Genomic DNA, 19516 nt, shown 5'->3' on the forward strand with positions numbered 1-19516 from the left:
CGGCGGACTCTCAAGGAGGAGAAAGAATGGACATCAGCAAGCGCGGATTCCGTGGACTGCTCACGGTCGCAGCGGCCGGCGCCATGGTCGTCGGGCTGAGCGCGTGCTCGGGTGGCGCAGAGCCCGCCGGCAGCGGCAGCGCCGCAGCCGGTGGTGACAAGCCCATCACGGTCGGATTCGTCGCGGTCGGCCCCGAGGGCGGCTGGCGCAACGCCAACGAGCAGGCCATCAAGGACGCGTTCACCAAGGACGCGGGCTTCGACCTCAAGTACGCTCCGGCGGCCAGCCCCAGCGACCAGAAGTCGCAGCTCGACGCGTTCTCGACCTTCGTCAACGACGAGGTCGATGTCATCCTCCTCACGGCGACCGAGGCATCGGGCTGGGAGGACGAGCTGAAGAAGGCCAAGGAGGCCAACATCCCCGTGATCCTGCTGGACCGCGGTGTCGACGCCTCCGCCGACCTGTACGTCACGCGCATCGCGCCCGACAACAAGCAGGTCGCCAACTCGGTCGGCGAGTGGGCCGCCACGACGTTCCCGAGCGGTGCGAACTACTTCGTGCTCGAGGGCGTTCCCGGCCTGTCGGTCGTCAACGAGCGCAACGAGGGCTTCGACGCCGCGATCGCCGGCAAGTCGGGCTGGAACAAGGTCGGCGCACAGACGGCCAACTGGAAGACCGACGAGGGCAAGTCCGTCATCGAGACGGTCCTCAAGGCCAACAACAACAACATCCAGTTCATCTTCGCCCAGAACGACGAGATGGGCATCGGCGCGGCGCAGGCCGTGAGCGCGGCGGGCCTCAAGCCCGGCACCGACGTCAAGATCGCGACGATCGACGGCACCAAGGGCGCGCTGGAGGCGCTGGCGAAGGGTGACCTGAGCTTCGTCGCCCAGTACAACCCCTTCTTCGGCACCGACGCGGTCGACGCCGTGAAGAAGGCCCTCGCGGGCGAGAAGGTCGACTCGACCATCATCGTCAAGAGCGCCACGTTCGACTCGCCCGAGGCGGCCCAGAAGGCGCTCGACCAGGGTCTCGGCTTCTAAGCACGAGCAGCAGTCACCCCGAGCCCGCTCGGACAGAACGGGGACGGGGATCGCCACCTGCGGCGGTCCCCGTCCCGCCATCCGCCCTGCACGGGCGAGCCCACCCGATTCAACGAGGAAGTCTGCAGTGGTCACCGAACCCCTCCCGATCGTCGAAGTCCGCGGCACGTCGATCACGTTCCCGGGCGTCAAGGCGCTCGACGACGTGAACTTCCGCCTCCTGCCCGGTGAGGTCCACACCCTCATGGGCGAGAACGGCGCCGGAAAGTCGACGCTCATCAAGGCGTTGACCGGTGTCTACCAGATCGACTCCGGATCGATCCTCGTCTTCGGCGAGGAACGGCGTTTCTCCGGCACGGCGTCGGCGCAGGCCGCCGGGATCTCCACGGTGTACCAGGAGGTCAACCTCTGCACCAACCTCACCATCGGTGAGAACGTCATGCTCGGCCACGAGAGCCGCTCCCTCTTCGGCATCGACTGGCGCAAGACCCACGCCCGCGCCCACGAGGTGCTCACCGAGATGGGTCTCGGCGACCTCGACCCGCGTGCCCCGCTGCAGTCGATCTCGATCGCCCTGCAGCAGCTCGTCGCGATCAGTAGGGCCATGGTGACCAAGTCGAAGGTCCTGATCCTCGACGAGCCGACCTCCAGCCTGGATGCCGCGGAGGTCGAGACCCTCTTCGGCGTCATGCGCCAGCTGCGCGACCAGGGCGTCGCCATCCTCTTCGTCTCCCACTTCCTCGACCAGGTCTACGCGATCAGCGACCGCATCACGGTGCTCCGAAACGGCGGGTTCGTCGGCGAGTACCTGAAGAACGACCTCGACCGCACCGAGCTCATCTCCAAGATGATCGGCAAGGACCTCGGCGCCCTGCGGGCCCTCGGCTCCAACCGCCAGGTCGACGAGCGCGACCGCACGCAGACGCCCGTCTACGCCGCGGACGGCATCGCCCGCAAGGGTGCTCTGGCCCCCACGGACATCGAGATCCACAAGGGTGAGGTCGTCGGCTTCGCCGGCCTGCTCGGCTCGGGCCGCACCGAACTGGCGCGCCTCATCGTCGGTGCCGACAAGCCGGATGCCGGCACGGTGCGCCTGAAGGGCAAGAAGGCCAGCATCACCTCGCCCGTCTCGGGCCTGGCGAACCACATCGCCTACTCGACGGAGAACCGTCGCGACGACGGCATCGTCGGCGACCTCAGCATCCGCGAGAACATCATGCTCGCCGTCCAGGCGCAGCGCGGATGGCTGCGGCGCGTTCCCGCCAAGGAGGTCGACCGGCTCGTCACCATGTACATGGAGCGCTTCAGCGTGCGCCCCAACGACCCCGATCGGCCCATCCGCCTGCTGTCCGGCGGAAACCAGCAGAAGGTCCTCCTCGGGCGCTGGCTCGCGACCGATCCCGAGCTGCTGCTGCTGGATGAGCCCACGCGCGGCATCGACGTCGGCGCGAAGGCCGACATCCAGGAGACGGTCGCCGAGCTCGCCGAGGGCGGCATGAGCGTCGTCTTCATCTCCTCGGAGCTGGAGGAGGTCGTCCGCCTCTCCGAGCGCATCGTCATCATGAAGGACCACCAGAAGGTCGGCGAGGTCGTCAACGGTCCGGACGTCACGGCGGAGCGGATCGTCTCGATCATCGCCGCCGACTCCGAGGCCGCCGCCGAAGCGAACGCGGAAGCGCTCGCCGACGAGGTCGAAGGAGAACAGGCATGACCCGTCTGAGGGCGCTCGTACGCACCCCCTGGTTCTGGGGCATTGTGGGCATCGTCCTGCTGCTGGCGCTGAACACGCTGAAGGACCCCACCTACCTCGCCCTCGGGGTCAACCCGACGACGGGTCAGCTGTCGGGCAACCTTCTGGACATCCTGCGGGTGTCGGCGCCGATCGTGATGATCGCGCTGGGCATGACGTTCGTCATCGCCACCAGCGGCATCGACCTGTCGGTCGGCTCCGTCATGGCCGTCGGCGGCGCGGTCGCGATGGTCACCGTCAGCGGTCTGGGCCAGCCCACCTCGGTCGGTGCGATGTTCACCGCGATCGGGCTCGCCGTGCTGCTGGGTATCGTGCTCGGCGCGATCAACGGCCTGCTCGTCGCCGTCATCGGATTGCAGCCGTTCATCAGCACGCTCGTGATGATGCTCGCCGGGCGCGGTATCGCGCGCGTCATCACCGGCGGCCAGAACACGAACGCGGAGAACGCGCCCTTCCGGGCTCTCGCGAACGGTCAGTTCCTCGGGCTTCCGCTGAGCTTCGTGCTCGCGATCGCGATCGTCATCGTCGTCGCGCTCGTGATGCGCCGCACCGCCCTCGGCCTCATGATCGAGTCGATCGGCATCAACCCGCAGGCCAGCCGGCTCGCCGGCATCCGCCCCCGCCCCATCCTCATCGCGGTGTACGTGCTGTCGGCGGCGCTCGCCGCTGTCGGCGGACTGTTCACGGTGTCGGAGGTCATGACCGTCGACGTCTCGGGCACCGGGTACCAGATGGAGCTCGACGCGATCCTCGCCGTCGTCATCGGGGGCACCTCGCTCGCCGGCGGGAAGTTCTCGATCGTGGGCTCGACGATCGGCGCCCTGCTGATCGCGACCCTCAACAAGACGGTCCTCTTCCTCGGAGTCTCGGCCGCCGCGACGCCGGCCTTCAAGGCGATCGTCATCGTCGCGCTGGTGCTGCTGCAGTCCGAGCGCATCCGTTCCCTGGTGCTCCGCGGCGGCAACCGCACCCGCACACCCGCGGCCCCCCTCTCCGAGTCCACGCAGCCGAAGGAGGTCGTCGCATGAGCGACGCATCCACCACTCGCGAACGCTCCACGCCCCCGTCGGCCGGGCAGGCCGCGGCGATCGCCACCCCCCGCGCAACCGCGTGGTCGCGTGTCTGGGGCCGCAGCCAGTCGCTGATTCCCACGCTCGCGGCGGTCGTGCTGTTCATCAGCATGCTCGTGTACGCGGAGATCGCCTACGGCCGGGTCTTCCACCTCGGCACGATGTCGAGTCTGCTCGTGAGTTTCGCCCCGACGATCATCCTGGCCGTGGCCATGACGATCGTGATCCTCTCCGGCGGCATCGACCTGTCCGTCGGCGCCGTCGTGGCGTTCACCTCGGTCGCCGGGGTGATGCTCATGGGCGCGGGGGTGAACGCGTGGCTCGCGATCGTCATCATGATCGTGCTCGGCGCGCTGTTCGGTCTGGTCTCGGGCGTGCTGATCCAGTTCTTCAACGTGCAGCCCTTCATCGCGACGCTCGCGATGATGTTCCTCGCGCGCGGCCTCGCCTCGATCCTGTCGACGGTGCCCGTGCACGCGCCGGAGGGCTCTCCGATCCTGCTGCTGGCCACGGACTTCAAGCTCATCGACGGCCCTAAGACCAACGATCTCGTCCTCACGCCCGGCTTCTTCATCGCCGTCGTCGTCGTGATCGCCGCGGTCTTCTTCCTGCACCGCACCCGCACGGGACGCACGATCTACGCGATCGGCGGTGCCGAGTCGTCGGCCCAGCTGATGGGCCTGCCCGTGGCCCGCACGCGGGTGTGTGGATCTACATCCTCAGCGGCGCTCTCGCCGGCCTTGCCGGAGTGGTCTACACCGCAGAGGTGGGCGGCAAAGCGCAGAACGTCACCGGCATCGGCTGGGAGCTCGACGCGATCGCTGCGGTCGTGATCGGCGGCACGCTGCTCACCGGCGGCGTCGGCTACGTGCTGGGTTCCGTGGTGGGCACGCTCGTGCTCGCCGCCCTGTGGATGATCATCACGAAGGACGGCTCGATCAAGCCCGAGTACCTCACGATCATCACCGGCGGCATCCTCCTCGCCTTCGTGCTGCTGCAGCGGGTGCTCACGAAGCGGAGGAGCGAGTGAGCGCGCCGGCAGGCAGCCCGATGATCGACGAGCACCTGCAGGAGCGCATCGACGCCGTCCGCGCCGATGTGGCCGCGCTGCACACGGAGCTCGTGCGGTACGGCCTGGTGGTCTGGACGGGCGGCAACGTCTCTGGGCGCGTGCCGGACAGCGACCTCTTCGTGATCAAGCCCTCGGGCGTCTCCTACGACGACCTCGCCCCCGAGAACATGATCCTCTGCGACCTCGACGGCGCCGTCATCGCGGGAACGTCGGGCAGCGACCGCAGCCCGTCCAGCGACACCGCGGCCCACGCGTACGTGTACCGGCACATGCCCGAGGTCGGCGGTGTCGTGCACACCCACTCCGACTACGCGGTGGCGTGGGCGGCGCGCGGCGAGGAGATTCCCTGCGTCATCACGGCCATGGCCGATGAGTTCGGTGGGCCGATCCCGGTCGGGCCGTTCGCCATCATCGGCGACGACTCCATCGGCCGCGGCATCGTGGACACGCTGCGCGGGCACCGCAGTCGCGCAGTGCTCATGCAGAACCACGGCCCCTTCACGATCGGCGTCAACGCCAAGGATGCCGTGAAGGCCGCCGTCATGTGCGAGGACGTCGCCCGGACGGTGCACATCGCGCGCCAGGCCGGCGAGCTGATCCCGATCCCGCAGGACAAGATCGACGCGCTCTACAACCGCTACCAGAACGTCTACGGGCAGGGAACGGACGAGCGTCGATGAGCGGGGAGGCGGCGGACGCGATCCGCACGGGTCGCACGAGTCTCGGCATCGAGTTCGGCTCGACGCGCATCAAAGCCTGTCTCGTGGACGCCGAAGCGCCCGCGAGCGTGCTCGGCGTCGGCTCGCACGCGTGGGAGAACAGACTCGAAGACGGCCTGTGGACCTACCCGCTGGAAGCGATCTGGGAGGGGCTGCAGGCCGCGTACGCCGACCTCGTCGCCGATCTCGAGCGCACCCACGGCGTGACCCCCGAGTCCGTGGGATCGATCGGTGTGTCGGCGATGATGCACGGCTACCTCGCCTTCGACGAGGCGGGCGAGCTGCTCGTTCCCTTCCGGACCTGGCGCAACACGAACACCGCCGCAGCGGCGGCGGAGTTGTCCGAGCTGTTCGGGGTCAACATTCCGCTGCGCTGGTCGATCGCGCACCTGCGCCAGGCGGTCATCGACCGAGAGTCACACGTGTCGCGAGTGGCCGCCGTCAACACGCTCGCCGGATACGTCCACGAACGCTTGACCGGTCGTCGCGTGCTCGGCGTCGGTGACGCGTCGGGCATGTTCCCGATCGCCGCGGGCACCGCCGACTACGACGAGCGGCTCATCGCGCGCTTCGACGCACTCGCGCCGGGAGCGATCCCCCCGCTGCGTGCCCTGCTGCCCGAGGCGCTGCCCGCCGGCGCGAACGCCGGCACCTTGACGGCGAACGGTGCGGCCCTGCTCGATCCGAGCGGCCGACTGCGTCCCGGCATCCCGCTGTGTCCTCCGGAGGGCGATGCGGGCACGGGCATGGTCGCGACCGGCGCCGTCGCGCCGCGCACCGGCAATGTCAGCGCCGGCACCTCCATCTTCGCGATGGTCGTGCTGGAGGGCCCGCTCGCCGCCCAGCACCACGAGCTCGATCTCGTCACCACTCCCGCCGGAGACCCCGTCGCGATGGTCCACTGCAACAACGGCGCCAGCGAGCTGGCGGCGTGGGCGGGGCTGTTTCGTCGGTTCGCGGCGGCATCCGGCACCCCGTTGGACGACGACGAGGTCTTCGGCGTGCTGCTGCGCGAAGCCCTCGACGGCGACGCCGACGCGGGAGGCCTGCTGGCGTACAACCACCTGGCCGGTGAGCCGATCGCCGGCCTCACGGCGGGGCGCCCGCTCTTCGTGCGCACCCCGGAATCGACACTCAGTCTCGCGAACGTCATGCGCGCACAGGTCTACGGCGTGTTCGGCACGCTCGCCCTCGGCATGCAGGTGCTCGCCGCAGAGGGCGTGGCGCTGGATCGCATGTACGCGCACGGTGGGGTCTTCCGCACGGCCGGGGTCGCGCAGCGCTTCCTCGCCGCGGCGCTGGATGCGCCGGTCGCCGTGGGAGAGACCGCCTCGGAGGGCGGGGCGTGGGGCATCGCCGTCCTGGCGGCGTTCCACCGCGCCGTGGCCCAGGGGCGCGACCTCACGCTGGGCACCTACCTCGACGAGACCGTGTTCGCGGATGCCGCGGCATCCGTCGTCGAGCCCGTTCCCGCGGATGTCGCGGGATTCGCCACCTACCTCGACCGCTACCGAGCCGGCCTCGCCGTCGAGGCGGCGGCCGTCCACTCACTCTGAGGACGTCTCGATCTTCGAGGCTTCTCACACTCACCGACCGGAAAGACATCATGACCCTCTCCACCTCTCTCGAGAACTACACCGTTTGGTTCGTCACCGGCAGCCAGGGGCTGTACGGAGAGGAGACCCTGCGCCAGGTCGCCGCGCAGTCCCAGCAGGTGGCGGCGGGCCTGAGCGCCCTGCCGGTGCGCGTCGAGTGGAAGCCCGTGCTCACCGATTCGGACTCCATTCGGCGCCTGGCGCTCGACGCCAACAGTGACGACTCGGTGATCGGCGTCGTCGCCTGGATGCACACGTTCAGCCCGGCGAAGATGTGGATCGCAGGTCTCGACGCCCTACAGAAGCCCCTGCTGCACCTGCACACGCAGGCGAACGTCGAGCTGCCCTGGGAGGACATCGACTTCGACTTCATGAACCTGAACCAGGCCGCCCACGGCGACCGGGAGTTCGGCTACATCCAGACGCGCCTGGGCGTGGCGCGCAAGACGGTCGTCGGGCACGTCTCCAACCCCGCCGTTCTCGCTCAGATCGAGCAGTGGCAGCGCGCCGCCGCCGGGTGGCAGGCCGCGCGCACGCTGAAGCTCGCCCGCTTCGGTGACAACATGCGCTACGTCGCCGTCACCGAGGGCGACAAGACCGAGGCCGAGCTCCGTTTCGGCGTGCAGGTGAACACGTGGGGCGTGAACGAGCTCGCGGATGCCGTCGCGGCGGCATCCGAGGCCGACATCGACGCCCTCGTGCAGGTGTACCTCGACGAGTACGACGTCGCCGAGGAGCTGCTGCCCGGTGCCGAACGCCACCAGTCGCTGCGCGACGGCGCCGCGATCGAGGTCGGTCTGCGGACGTTCCTGGAAGCCGGTGGCTTCGGTGCCTTCACGACCTCGTTCGAGGACCTCGGCGCTCTGCCGCAGCTCCCCGGGCTCGCCGTGCAGCGCCTGATGGCCGAGGGATACGGCTTCGGCGCGGAGGGCGACTGGAAGACCGCGATCCTCGTCCGCGTGGCCAACGTCATGGGCGCGGGGCTGCCCGGCGGAGCGAGCCTCATGGAGGACTACACCTACGACCTGGTCGCGGGGGACGAGAAGATCCTCGGCGCGCACATGCTCGAGGTCTCGCCCTCGCTGACGACGCAGAAGCCGCGGCTGGAGATCCACCCGCTCGGCATCGGCGGCAAGGACGACCCCGTCCGCCTCGTCTTCACGGCCGACCCGGGCCCGGCCGTCGTGGTCGCGATGAGTGACATGCGCGATCGGTTCCGTCTCGTGGCCAACGTCGTCGAGAACGTCGAGGCCCCCGACCTGCCGAAGCTTCCCGTCGGGCGGGCGATCTGGAAGCCGGCCCCCGACTTCGCCACCAGTGCCGCCTGCTGGCTCACCGCCGGCGCCGCCCACCACACCGTGATGACCACCGCCGTCGGCATCGAGGTGTTCCGCGACTTCGCGGACATCGCCGGCACCGAGCTTCTCGTCATCGACGAGGACACGACCGTGCGCGGATTCCAGAAGGAGTTGCGCTGGAACCAGGCGTACTACCGCCTGGCCCAGGGCCTCTGACCCCGACCTCACCACCCCCACCCGAAACACGAGGAACTCTCTCGATGATGAGATCAACACGGATCCCGCGCGCCTCGGCGCCCGGGCGCACACCGCGTCGAGCACTCGCCGCGACCGTTGCCGGCGTTCTCGCGCTCACCGGCGTCGGCCTGGCCGCGCCGAACGCGGCATCCGCCGCCGACGTGCCGGCCCCGAGCGCCCACTACGACATGTCGCACAGCGGATCGACGCTGCTCGACATGTCGGGCAACGGTCGCAATGCCACGCTCACCGGACTGACCGACGCCTCCTTCGCGGATGCCGCGGGCGACGCCGTGCTGCGCTTCCGCGCCGACGGCTACGCGTCGTTGCCGTCCGGCCTGATCACCGGATCGGACAACAATTTCACCGTCGAGTACACGGTGTCCACCCAGACCTCCGCCAACCACTTCGGATGGGTCATCGGCGACGGCGTCGGCCCGTGGAACACCACGCAGCTCGGCAACCACATCTTCCTCAGCCCGCGCTCGGCGCAGGGCGGCTACACCGACCAGGTGCTGGCGGCGATCCGCGTCAAGAACGGCAACAGCAACGGCGAGACGCGCATGCCGGCCGGCGGCGGCCTGAACCCGGGCTTCACGACCCTCACGATGGTCGGTTCGGGCAACACGCTGACGCTGTACCGCGACGGGCAGCAGATCTCGACCCTCACCCACTCGCTCTCGCTGAGCTCGATCATCCCGACGGGTGCGGTCATGGGTTACCTGGGCCGCTCGCTGTACCAGGGCGACCCGCTGCTGCGCGCGGACGTGTCGGACGTCAAGTTCTGGGACGTCGCGCTGACGTCCGGCGAGGTGTCGGCGAGCATGCCGACCGCCGAGCAGAAGAAGGCGACCACCGCGGCCCTGCTGCGCGGAGACGTGTTGGCACAGATGCTCGGCGCGAACTCCGCGCTGACGAACGTCACGTCGAATCTGACCCTGCCGGCGACGGTCAACGGCGTCGGCCTGACGTGGTCGTCGTCTGCGCCCTCGGTCGTCTCGACCTCGGGCGTGGTCTCGCGGGCGATCTCGTCCGACACCCCCGTGACGCTGACCGCGGTCAGCACGCTCGGCTCGACCATCACGTTCGACGTGACCGTCATCGCACCGACCGTCTCGGCCGACCTCGACGCGATCGTCCTCGCGAACCGCACCACCGAGAACCTGCCGCTGGCGACCACGGGTGCCGTCAACGGTGCGGCCATCACCTGGACCTCCTCCGATCCGTCTCTGGTGACGGCGACCGACGCGGGGTACACCGCGCCCGCCGTCGGGCTCGCCGACCCGTACCGCGGTGGTGGCATCGTCACCCGACCGGCGTACGGCGCCGGTGACCGTGAGGTGACCCTCACGGCGCACGCCGTCCTCAACGGCATGCACGATGAGCGCACCTTCACCGTCACGGTGGCCGAGCACGGTCGCACCGCGCCCGACGCGGGCTACGCCGCGGCCTACTTCAAGTCCGACAGCGACGAGAAGATCTACCAGGCGGCGACCAGCGGCAACGATTTCTTCACGTTCTCGCCGGTCAACGGCGGCAACCCGGTCATCACCTCGACGACCGACACGAAGGGCCTGCGCGACCCGTACATTCTGCGCTCGAAGGACGGCGACAAGTACTACATGGTCGCGACCGATCTGTGCATCGGGTGCGGCACCGGCTGGGGCCCCGCCCAATCCGCCGGCAGCCTCAAGATCGAGGTGTGGGAGTCGACGGACCTCGTGAACTGGAAGCGCACCAACGGCGAGGACAGCGGCATCACGGTCAACCAGCCCGCTGCGGGGATGACCTGGGCGCCGGAGGCGTACTGGGACGACGCGCTCCAGTCGTACGTCGTGTTCTTCGCGTCGCGGCTGTACTCCGATGCGAGCCACACGAACAACGACAACCTGTATGCGCGGATGTTCGCTGTGCTCACGCGTGACTTCCGCACCTACACGGCACCCCCGGCGAGCTGGCAGGACACGGGATACGCCCGTATCGACTCGACCGTCACCAAGATCGGCGACTACTACTACCGCTTCACGAAGAACGAGGAGGGCGGCGCCGCCGGTCCGCTCGAGGCGGGCAAGGACATCTTCCTCGAGCGCTCGAAGGTGCTCACGGCTCCCACCACGGCATCCAGCTGGACGGCCGACCCGTCGACGACGTGGCAGCTGTTGGACACGCACATGACGTCCCTCGAGACGGGCCAGGCCGGTGAGGGCCCCGAGATCGTCAAGCTCAACGCGGGCGACCCGAACAACACGGGCGACGGCTACGTGTTCCTCGTGGACAACTACGGCGCCGGCGGCTACCGCGCGTTCGTCACCAGTGCGGATGCGATCGCCTCCAGCACGCAGAGCGACCGGCTGTCGCAGCGCGCCGCCTGGAGCGTGCGTGCGCCGGGGGGTCTTCCGGAGAGCCCTCGCCACGGTGCCTTCGTGAGCGTTCCGCAGACGGTGCTGACCGCCATGCACGAGTGGACGGGCGTGAGCGCGGTCGCCTCGGCGACGTCGCTGAGCGCGCAGGAGCGTAAGGTCACCGCACGTGTCGCCGCCGCCGACGGCGGCGACGTCGCCGGAACCGTCACGTTCACGGGGCAGGCCGCCACCTCCACGCTGGCGCGCGCCAGCGCGTGGTCGGTGCAGGTGCCCGTGTCGCGCGGCGTGGCGAGCGTCGTCGTCCCCTCGGGAATCCGCACCGTCACGGCGCAGTACGACGGCTACCATGATCAGCTCGTGCAGGTGTCGAACTCGGACGCGGTGACGCTGGCCGACGTCGTCGTGACGCCGGAACCTGAGCCCTCGCCGGTCCCCACCGACGATGCGGGTCAGGGCGGCACGGGTCAGAGCGGCGCAGGCCAGAGCGGCGCAGGTCAGAGCGACCCGGGCGCGGCCTCGCTGGCCACGAGCGGTCAGAGCCCGGTGCTGATCACGGCGGCGAGCATGCTCGCAGCGCTACTGCTGGTGGCCGGAGCCGCCCTGCTGATCGGACGCCGCCGCATCCGAAACGGCTGAGTCCGCACCCACCGCGACGGGCGGCTCGGAGAGCGTCTCCGAGCCGCCCGTCCTCTGCGTCAGCTGTCGAGGACGGCCGCGCGTGAGTGAGCGATAGCGTGGACGGATGACCAGTCCGGGTACCGCGAGCATCTCCCTCAACGGCGGGCAGCGCTGGCGCGCGTTCTGGGTCTGCGTGTCCGTCGCGGCGCTGACGATCCTCGATCTGAGCAAGGTGAACGTCGCGCTGCCCTCGATCGAGAAGGCGCTGGGCGCCGGTTCGACCCAGCTGCAGATCGTCGTCTCCGGCTACGTGCTGATGTTCGGTCTCGCGCTCGTGCCCTTCGGGCGGCTCGGCGATCAACGCTCGCGCAAAACCCTGTTCCTCGTCGGGTTGAGCCTGTTCCTCATCACCAGTGTCGTGTGCGCCCTCGCGCCGACCATCGAGGTGCTCATCGCTGCCCGCCTGGTCCAGGGCCTCGCCGCTGGCATCCAGATGCCGCAGGTGCTGGGGACCATCCAGCAGATCTTCGTCGGCAAGGAGCGCGGTCGCGCCTTCGGACTGTTCGGAGCCACGATCGGTGTCGCCACCGCGATCGGCCCCACCTTCGGTGGCCTGATGATCGCCGTCGGCGGGGTGCAGGACGGCTGGCGGTGGATCTTCTGGATCAACGTGCCGCTGTGTGCACTGGTCATCGCCGGCGTGCTGGGCCTGCTCCCGCGAACGCGTCGATCGACGCCCGGTCGCCTACAGCTGGACCCCGTCGGCCTCATCCTGCTCGCGTTCACAATCGTGACCCTCATGTGGCCCTTCCTCTTCACGACCGGCGCCCCGACCGACGACCCGCGTCGGTGGTGGAGCCTCGTTCTCTTCGTCGTCTTCGTGAGCGCGTTCACCTGGTGGGAGCGGCGGTATGCGGCATCCGGTCGCTCGCCGCTCGTGCCGTTCTCGCTCTTCTCGATCTCGTCGTTTCGCAACGGCACCCTCGTCGTCACCACCTACTTCACGGCGATCCCGGCGATGTTCCTGCTGACCACGCTGTTCCTGCAGATCGGCATCGGCACCGAGCCCGTCTTCGCCGGCATGGTGTCGATCGGCTTCGCCGTGGCCAGCGCCATCACCGCGTGGTTCGGCGGCTCGCTCGTCGCGCGGCTCGGGCGCCCCCTCGTGGTCGGCGGGCTGATCGTGGTGCTCGTGAGCGTCGTGGCTCTCGCCATCGTCGCGTACACGGTGCCGGCCGGAGTCGTGGAGTACGCGATGGCGGGCGTCATGGTGGTCGCCGGTGCCGGCGCCGGCTTCGTCGTCGCGCCGAACCAGACGCTCACCCTCGCCGAGATCCCGACGCGCGAGGGGGGCCTCGCCGGTTCGGTCGGCCAGCTCGGCCAGCGCGTCGGCACGGCAGTGGGCACCGCGATCGGGCTCTCGCTGTTCTACTCGACGGTCTATCGCGAGAAGGACGGCGCGGGCGACGCGCTCGCGGTCTTCCACGATGCGTACGCCTACGGCATGGTGGCCGTCGGGGTCTTCCTGGGCATCGCGCTGCTGCTGGGGGTCATCGACCTCGGCGCGCGGCGCAGAGCGGCCCAGGACTGAGCCCACCCGCGGGCCGTCCGTGCGATGTCGGCGGCTGCGCCTACCGTGGAGCCATGCGCATCCTGCATACCTCCGACTGGCACATCGGGCGGACCTTCCACGGTCATTCGACGCTCGATGCGCTGCGGGGCGTGCTCGAGACGCTCACCGAACAGGTCCGCACCCACGCGGTCGACGTCGTCATCGTGGCCGGCGACGTCTTCGATTCCGCGACGCCGGCCGCCGCCTGCTACACGCTGCTGTCCGAGACGCTGCGGGCGCTGGCCGACACCGGCGCGCAGGTCATCGTCACCAGCGGCAACCACGACTCCGCGGCGCGGCTCGGCTTCCAGGCGGCGCTGCTGCGCGACGGCATCCACGTGCGCACCGACCCGGCGGCGATCGGCGAGCCGATCACGGTGTCGGACGAGCACGGTCCGGTGCACTTCTACGGCATCCCTTACCTCGAACCCGCGCTCGTACGTGCGGTGTGGCCCGGGGTGCGTACGCAGGCCGATGCGCTCCGCCGTGCGATGGACGTCGTCCGCGTCGACCACGCCTCCCGCGGCGGACGGACGGTGGCGATCGCGCACTGCTTCGCGGCCGGCGTCGAGCCCACCCCGCACCTCGAGCGCGATATCCAGCAGGGCGGTCTCGACGTCGTGCCCCTGTCTGCCTTCGACGGTGTGGACTACGTCGCCCTCGGTCACATCCACGGTCGCCAGAAGCTGGCCGAGCATGTGCGCTACGCCGGCGCGCCGCTGCACTACAGCTTCGGTGAAGGGCACAAGCCGCGCGGATCCTGGCTCATCGACATGGATGCCGAGGGAGCGACGGAGGCGGTGTGGGTCGAACTGCCGGTACCCCGACGCCTCGTCACCCTGCGCGGGCCGTTCGAGGAGATCCTGGCCGCGACCTCGTCCGACGATGACGCTCGCGACGCGTGGGTCAGCGTCGAATACACCGATGATCTTCCGGTGCGCGATCCGCTGCGCCGGCTCCAGCAGCGTTTTCCGTACTGCGCGAAGGTCGTGCACGTGCCGGCCGTCACGCGCGAGAGCGACGGCCGGGGCTACACCGATCGTGTCCGCGGCGCCCGCAGCGATGTCGAGCTGATCGACGCGTTCCTGTCGCACGTGCGCAGCGGCGAGGGGCTGACGGAGCAAGAGCGCGAGGTGCTGCGCGAGGTCATCGACGAGCGCGCCGTCGTCGAGGCGTTCGCATGAAGCTCCACCGCTTGGAGCTCACCGGTTTCGGACCCTTCCGTGACACGCAGGTCGTCGACTTCGACGCGTTCGACGCCGACGGCCTGTTCCTGATCTCGGGGCGTACCGGCACCGGCAAGTCGAGCATTCTCGACGGGGTCAGCTTCGCCCTCTATGGCAGCGTGCCCCGCTACGACGGCAGCGAGAAGCGTCTGCGCAGCGACCACGCCGGTCTCACGGACCCGACCGAGGTGCGGCTGGAGTTCACCGTCGGCGAGCGACGCTGGCGCGTGACGCGGGCGCCGGAGTACGACCGTCCCGCCAAGCGCGGCGGCGGGCTGACGACCGAACCACCGCGGGCGGAGTTGGAGGAGCAGGTCGAGGGGCGCTGGGTCGGCCGCGCGGCGAAGCCGCGCACCGTCGGCGAGGCGCTCGGTGAGATCCTCGGGCTGAACGCGCAGCAGTTCCAGCAGGTCATCCTGCTGGCGCAGAACAAGTTCTCGCGGTTCCTGCTCGCCTCCGGCGAGGAACGCCAGGGTTTGCTGCGCACGCTCTTCGGCACGCGTCGCTTCGAGCAGTACCGTGATGAGCTCGACCGGCGGCGCCGAGAGGCCGAGGCGGCTCTGGCGGCGGTGGAGTCCCGCGCCGGCACGCTCGTCGAAGAGGGGGAGAGGCTCGCGCGAGCTCACGACCTCGACACAGCGGAGACCCACGACGACCCCGGAGCCCTCGGGACGGCCGACGAGCCCGGAACGAACCCTGAAGCGGGTCCTGATGCGACGCGTGCAGATCAGGCGACGGTGGCGACCCGGCGTGAGGGTCTCGCCCGGGCGTACCAGCGCGCGCGGTACCGCGTCGAACAGTCCGAGCTCGCGCGCACCGCGGCAGAGGAGCATTTCGCCACGGCCACCGCCGCCCATGCCGCAGTCGTGGCCGCTGCCGAGCGCGCGCGGGAACGGCAGGCGCTGCGCGACCGCCTCATCGAACTCGAGGGCCGTGCCGAAGAGATCGGACGTGCGCGTCGCCGACTCGACGACGCGCGCGCCGCCGCGGTGCTGCGCGCGCCGCTCGACACGCTCGAGCGAGCCGAGCGTGCTGCCCTGGCGGCGGCGGACGACGCGGCGGCGGCACGGGACCGGTGGCGTGCGGGTGGCGCCGACGTCTCGATCGACGCCGCTCACGCGGTCGAGCAGCTCACCGGTGACCTCGCCCGGTGGGAGATCGCCGCCGCCCAGGAGCGGGACCTCGTCGCGCGTCGTGTCGAGCACGAGACCGCGGTCGCGACGATCGCGACGCTGCAGGACGACCTCGCTGAGATCGACGCCCGCCGTGCCGCCCGCCCCGCCGAACGTGCGGAGATCGACGCCGAGATCGCCGACCTGTCGATGCGTGCGACGCGTCTGGAAGATCTGCGGGCCGAACACGTACGTCTGCGCGAGAACGTCGCCGCCGCGCGCCGTGCCGACGATCTCTCGGCCGCGCTCACCGCGGCCGAGGCGGCGTATGCAGCGGCGGTGGCGGACTCCGAGGCCGCCTCGTCCGCGCTCGGCGCGCTGCTGCGTCGACGCGTTGCCGGTGTCGCGGGCGAGCTCGCCGCCTCTCTCGTGCCCGGGGAACTCTGCCCGGTGTGCGGCTCCGTCGACCACCCGCATCCCTCGCCGCCCGCCGACGACCCCGTCACCGATGAGCTGCTGGCTGCGGCCGAGCGCGCGCGAGACGACGCCTCCGCCGCCGACGTCGACGCGCGCGAGCGCGCGGCGCTCGCGCGCGATGCTCTCGCCGAGGCCCGCATCGCCGCCGGAGGACTCGACAGCGCGACGGCCGAGCACCGGCTCGCCGCGGCGGCGGTGGCGCAGTCCGAGGCCGAGCGCGCGGCCGCGGCCCTCGCCCTGCTCTCGCAGCGCCGGGCCGCCGCCGATCAGGCCGCGGCGGCCGATGACGAGCGGCGTGCGGCCTGCGTCGAACAGCTCGCGACCACGCGCGAGCGTGCCCGCGCGGCCGAGTCCGACATCGCGCGGCTCGAGAAGGTCGTGACCGCCGCACTCGGGCCGTTCTCGACCGTTGCGGCGCGGATCGCTGCGGTCGCGGCGGAGCGTGACCGGGCGCGCGCGGTCGTCGCGGCGGACGCCGCACGCGATGAGCGCGCGCGTGCGCACCGCGACGCGCGGCATGAGCTCGACACGCGGCTCGCGGCCTCCGGATTCGACGATCTCGACGCCGCGCGGGCGGCGCTCATCTCCGAGGAGGAGATCGAGGCGATCGACATCGTGATCGCCGACCATGCGGCACAGCTGTCGGCGACGCGTTCGCGACTGTTCGAACTCGAACTCGATGCCGGCGGCGATGACGCCTCCGCCGGCGATGTCGACGCCTCCCGCCTCACGGTGGAAATCGCCGACGTCGCGCGCACCGAGGCGATCTCCGCGCACGCGGGAGCCGTTCGCACGGCTGAGGCGCTCGATGACCTGCTGCAGCAGGTCGACCAGGCGCTGGCGGCGGTGCAGGAGAGCGCCGACGAGACCGCCGGGGTGATCCGTCTGGCTGACAGTGTGGCCGGGCGGGCGCCGAACACGATGCGGATGGACCTCGAGACCTTCGTGCTGGCCGCTGAGCTGGAGGAAATCGTCGCGGCCGCCAACGTCCGGCTGGCGGAGATGTCGTCGGGGCGCTACACCCTGCACCACTCCGACGCCCGTGCCGCACGGGGGCGCGCGTCGGGCCTGGGCATCGACGTGCTCGACGCCCACACCGGCCGGCTGCGTCCGCCGCAGTCCCTGTCGGGCGGCGAGACCTTCCTCGCTTCACTCGCCCTCGCGCTGGGTCTCGGCGAGGTCGTCACGGCCCGGGCCGGCGGCATCCGTCTGGACACGCTCTTCGTCGACGAAGGGTTCGGTTCCCTCGACCCCGAGACGCTCGAGCTGGCGCTGCGGACCCTCGACGACCTGCGCACCGGCGGGCGCACCGTCGGTGTCATCAGCCATGTGGAGGCGATGAAGGAGCAGCTGCCGGCGCAGCTGCAGGTCGCATCGACGCCGGAGGGCCCGAGCGTCATCCGTCAGGATGCCGTCCGAGCCCCCGTTGTCGAGCGGGCGCGCTGACTTACTGCAGGTAGGTCCGCGCGGAGGTCAGGATCTCGCCGTAGAGCGTTCGCAGCATGTCGGCGGAGCTCTCATCGGCTCCCACGCTGGTGATCGTCTGCTGCACGAGGTCGTCGATTCCCGCCTCACCGGTCGTGAGCAGCGTCTCGCCGATGAGGATCAGCGTCTCGTCGGGGAGGACCTGCTCGATGATCTCGGGCGTCGCCGTCGGGTCGACCTCCCCGAGGATCTGGTTGACCTTCGGGCGGACATCCGCGATGAACTCCTGCTGCTCCGCCGACTCCGTCGGTGTCGCAGAATCGTCGCCCTCTCCGGGCAGGATGTCGCCGGGGCTGACTTCGACGGAGGGGACGGGGCTCGGCGTGCTCATCATCTCGTCGATCGATGAGCCCGCCGAAGAGACGCCGACGAGGATGATCGACCAGATGAGAGCGAAAGAGCCGATCGTCGCGCCCACCAGCGACAGCACGAGCGCCGTGATGCTGAGGGGCTTTCCGCCGTAGCGCTTGCCCGCGAGCCCGACAATGGAGAAGATGAAGCCCGCCAGCAGGAGCAGGCCGCCGATCAGCACGGCCACCAGACCCACCCACGGCACCGGCACGATGCCGATGATGCTGAGGAGCGTGCCGCCGGCGGCGAGCCCGAGCGCCGTCCACGCGATGGCCTTCGACCTCGTGTCGGGCACCGGTGGGCCCGCGGGCGCCACGTACGGCGGGGTCGGCGCGCCGTAGGGGACGGTCGGTGCCCCGTTGGGCGCGCTGGCTTGCCCGGGCACGGGTGGCAGCGGCGGCGCCGTCGGTGCGACGTACGCATCCCCGTAGCCGCCGGTCGGAGCGGGCGGGGTGGGCGGGGCTGCGGGCGGGTAGACCTCGGTGGGGGTGGAGTCCACAGCGTCGGGAGCGACCGCGTCGGAGCCGTCGGCGGCCGAGCCGTCCGGATCCTGAGGATTCGTGGGCGGGGGTGTCGACATCTGCTCTTCCTTCGTCGTGTCCGAACATCGCGCGGCCTCGTCCAAAGGACGTCGGCGTGGCGGCGGTATGTCGACCCTATCGACTCACTGTGACTTTGTTCCCGGTGAGCTGTCCGCGACGTTTCTCACGTCGCATCCGGTGACCGTGCCATGCCATCCTGAGACAGGATGGGAGTACGCGGCATCCCGCCGGTGCGAGCACGCGGTGGGACGCCCGATGAAAGGGACGCCATGACACTCACTTCGGTTCTGCTCGACACTCCGCCCTCGGTGGCCGCGCGACTCGGCTGGGACCCGGCCACGACCGTCCACGATCGTCGCCGCATTCTCGCGAAGGAGCTCATCGCCGCTCGCCTCGGCTGCGACGTGAACGACATTCGCATCGAGCGCGAGGCGCCGCGCGGCTTCGGCTACCACACGCGCCTGATCGCCTCGCGCGACGGTGAGGAACTGCCGATCGCGATCGTGACGGCGAGCTTCCGTGCCGCCACGATCGTCGCCATCTGCGACCCGGGCCTTCCGCTGGGTATCGACATCCGCGACATGACACCGGAACCCGCCGACATCCGCTTCATGCAGAAGCACTCGCACCTGTTCGACCCGAACAACATCCCCGACCTGCTCCAGCACTGGGTGCGGGTGCAGGCGGTGCTCGAGGCCGACGGTCGCGGGGTGCGCGTCGCACCCGACAACGTGCGGCTGGACATGGGGCGGCTGAAGGGGTGGATCCCGGACCGCAACATGAAGTACACGCTCGTGGACGCCTCGCGCGACAGCTGGGTGATCACGATCGCGATCGGAACGCTTCCCGCGGCCTGAATCCCGTGTTCATCCGTCCCTTGCTGCCGCATCCGACAGGGTGAGTCGACCAGAGCGGACGGACGAACGCCGCGGGGCGCGAGGTGAGG

General features: G+C 70.1%; 14 protein-coding genes. 13 read left to right on the forward strand and 1 reads right to left on the reverse strand.

The window, feature by feature from the left end; translation table 11 throughout:
- Positions 1–26 precede the first annotated feature (26 nt).
- The 12 genes from HMPREF1529_RS07000 (at position 27) to HMPREF1529_RS07050 (ending at position 17638) form a co-directional block, all read left to right on the forward strand.
- Positions 27–1043 carry an ABC transporter substrate-binding protein gene (locus tag HMPREF1529_RS07000; protein WP_016464281.1) on the forward strand — a complete coding sequence of 339 codons (1017 nt, stop codon included), beginning with the start codon at positions 27–29 and terminating at the stop codon, positions 1041–1043.
- Between the two features lie 127 nt (positions 1044–1170).
- Positions 1171–2754 (forward strand): sugar ABC transporter ATP-binding protein, encoded by a 1584-nt coding sequence (locus HMPREF1529_RS07005; RefSeq protein WP_016464282.1) that lies wholly within the window; start codon positions 1171–1173, stop codon positions 2752–2754.
- The gene (locus tag HMPREF1529_RS07010) at positions 2751–3821 is read left to right on the forward strand and encodes an ABC transporter permease (protein WP_016464283.1); all 1071 of its coding nucleotides are present in this window, start codon (positions 2751–2753) and stop codon (positions 3819–3821) included. The genes HMPREF1529_RS07005 and HMPREF1529_RS07010 overlap by 4 nt, the downstream gene beginning before the upstream one ends.
- The gene (locus tag HMPREF1529_RS16405; protein WP_016464284.1) at positions 3818–4696 is read left to right on the forward strand and encodes an ABC transporter permease; all 879 of its coding nucleotides are present in this window, start codon (positions 3818–3820) and stop codon (positions 4694–4696) included. The genes HMPREF1529_RS07010 and HMPREF1529_RS16405 overlap by 4 nt, the downstream gene beginning before the upstream one ends.
- On the forward strand, positions 4612–4893 hold the full coding sequence (locus HMPREF1529_RS16410; protein WP_332248098.1) for a hypothetical protein: 282 nt from the start codon (positions 4612–4614) through the stop codon (positions 4891–4893). The genes HMPREF1529_RS16405 and HMPREF1529_RS16410 overlap by 85 nt, the downstream gene beginning before the upstream one ends.
- Positions 4894–4913: 20 nt before the next feature.
- Positions 4914–5615: an L-ribulose-5-phosphate 4-epimerase gene (locus tag HMPREF1529_RS07020; RefSeq protein WP_036282799.1), complete on the forward strand. Its 702-nt coding sequence runs from the start codon at positions 4914–4916 to the stop codon at positions 5613–5615.
- Positions 5612–7210, forward strand: a complete 1599-nt coding sequence (locus HMPREF1529_RS07025) for a xylulokinase (RefSeq protein WP_016464287.1) — start codon at positions 5612–5614, stop codon at positions 7208–7210. The genes HMPREF1529_RS07020 and HMPREF1529_RS07025 overlap by 4 nt, the downstream gene beginning before the upstream one ends.
- Positions 7211–7260: 50 nt before the next feature.
- Positions 7261–8763: an L-arabinose isomerase gene (gene araA, locus HMPREF1529_RS07030; RefSeq protein WP_016464288.1), complete on the forward strand. Its 1503-nt coding sequence runs from the start codon at positions 7261–7263 to the stop codon at positions 8761–8763.
- Positions 8764–8807: 44 nt separating this feature from the next.
- Positions 8808–11783, forward strand: a complete 2976-nt coding sequence (locus tag HMPREF1529_RS07035; protein WP_016464289.1) for an immunoglobulin-like domain-containing protein — start codon at positions 8808–8810, stop codon at positions 11781–11783.
- 106 nt (positions 11784–11889) lie between these two features.
- Positions 11890–13356, forward strand: a complete 1467-nt coding sequence (locus HMPREF1529_RS07040; RefSeq protein WP_016464290.1) for an MFS transporter — start codon at positions 11890–11892, stop codon at positions 13354–13356.
- A gap of 53 nt (positions 13357–13409) precedes the next feature.
- Positions 13410–14561, forward strand: a complete 1152-nt coding sequence (locus HMPREF1529_RS07045) for an exonuclease SbcCD subunit D (protein WP_016464291.1) — start codon at positions 13410–13412, stop codon at positions 14559–14561.
- On the forward strand, positions 14558–17638 hold the full coding sequence (locus tag HMPREF1529_RS07050; RefSeq protein WP_016464292.1) for an AAA family ATPase: 3081 nt from the start codon (positions 14558–14560) through the stop codon (positions 17636–17638). The genes HMPREF1529_RS07045 and HMPREF1529_RS07050 overlap by 4 nt, the downstream gene beginning before the upstream one ends.
- Before the next feature lies 1 nt (position 17639).
- On the opposite strand, the gene HMPREF1529_RS07055 is transcribed toward HMPREF1529_RS07050, so the two are convergent.
- Positions 17640–18608, reverse strand: coding sequence for a hypothetical protein (locus tag HMPREF1529_RS07055; protein ID WP_016464293.1), 969 nt, complete (start codon positions 18606–18608; stop codon positions 17640–17642).
- 231 nt (positions 18609–18839) lie between these two features.
- On the opposite strand from HMPREF1529_RS07055, the gene HMPREF1529_RS07060 reads away from it, so the two are divergent.
- Positions 18840–19427 (forward strand): hypothetical protein, encoded by a 588-nt coding sequence (locus HMPREF1529_RS07060; RefSeq protein WP_005049770.1) that lies wholly within the window; start codon positions 18840–18842, stop codon positions 19425–19427.
- Positions 19428–19516: the final 89 nt, after the last annotated feature.

This window comes from Microbacterium sp. oral taxon 186 str. F0373, from assembly GCF_000411455.1.
In the GTDB taxonomy this organism is placed as follows: Bacteria; Actinomycetota; Actinomycetes; order Actinomycetales; family Microbacteriaceae; genus Microbacterium.

Coding starts and splice junctions, on each gene's coding strand:
- HMPREF1529_RS07000 (WP_016464281.1), top strand. CDS start 27: ATGGACATCAGCAAGCGCGGATTCCGTGGACTGCTCACGGTCGCAGCG.
- HMPREF1529_RS07010 (WP_016464283.1), top strand. CDS start 2,751: ATGACCCGTCTGAGGGCGCTCGTACGCACCCCCTGGTTCTGGGGCATT.
- HMPREF1529_RS16405 (WP_016464284.1), top strand. CDS start 3,818: ATGAGCGACGCATCCACCACTCGCGAACGCTCCACGCCCCCGTCGGCC.
- HMPREF1529_RS07020 (WP_036282799.1), top strand. CDS start 4,914: ATGATCGACGAGCACCTGCAGGAGCGCATCGACGCCGTCCGCGCCGAT.
- HMPREF1529_RS07025 (WP_016464287.1), top strand. CDS start 5,612: ATGAGCGGGGAGGCGGCGGACGCGATCCGCACGGGTCGCACGAGTCTC.
- araA (WP_016464288.1), top strand. CDS start 7,261: ATGACCCTCTCCACCTCTCTCGAGAACTACACCGTTTGGTTCGTCACC.
- HMPREF1529_RS07035 (WP_016464289.1), top strand. CDS start 8,808: ATGATGAGATCAACACGGATCCCGCGCGCCTCGGCGCCCGGGCGCACA.
- HMPREF1529_RS07040 (WP_016464290.1), top strand. CDS start 11,890: ATGACCAGTCCGGGTACCGCGAGCATCTCCCTCAACGGCGGGCAGCGC.
- HMPREF1529_RS07045 (WP_016464291.1), top strand. CDS start 13,410: ATGCGCATCCTGCATACCTCCGACTGGCACATCGGGCGGACCTTCCAC.
- HMPREF1529_RS07050 (WP_016464292.1), top strand. CDS start 14,558: ATGAAGCTCCACCGCTTGGAGCTCACCGGTTTCGGACCCTTCCGTGAC.
- HMPREF1529_RS07055 (WP_016464293.1), bottom strand. CDS start 18,608: ATGTCGACACCCCCGCCCACGAATCCTCAGGATCCGGACGGCTCGGCC.
- HMPREF1529_RS07060 (WP_005049770.1), top strand. CDS start 18,840: ATGACACTCACTTCGGTTCTGCTCGACACTCCGCCCTCGGTGGCCGCG.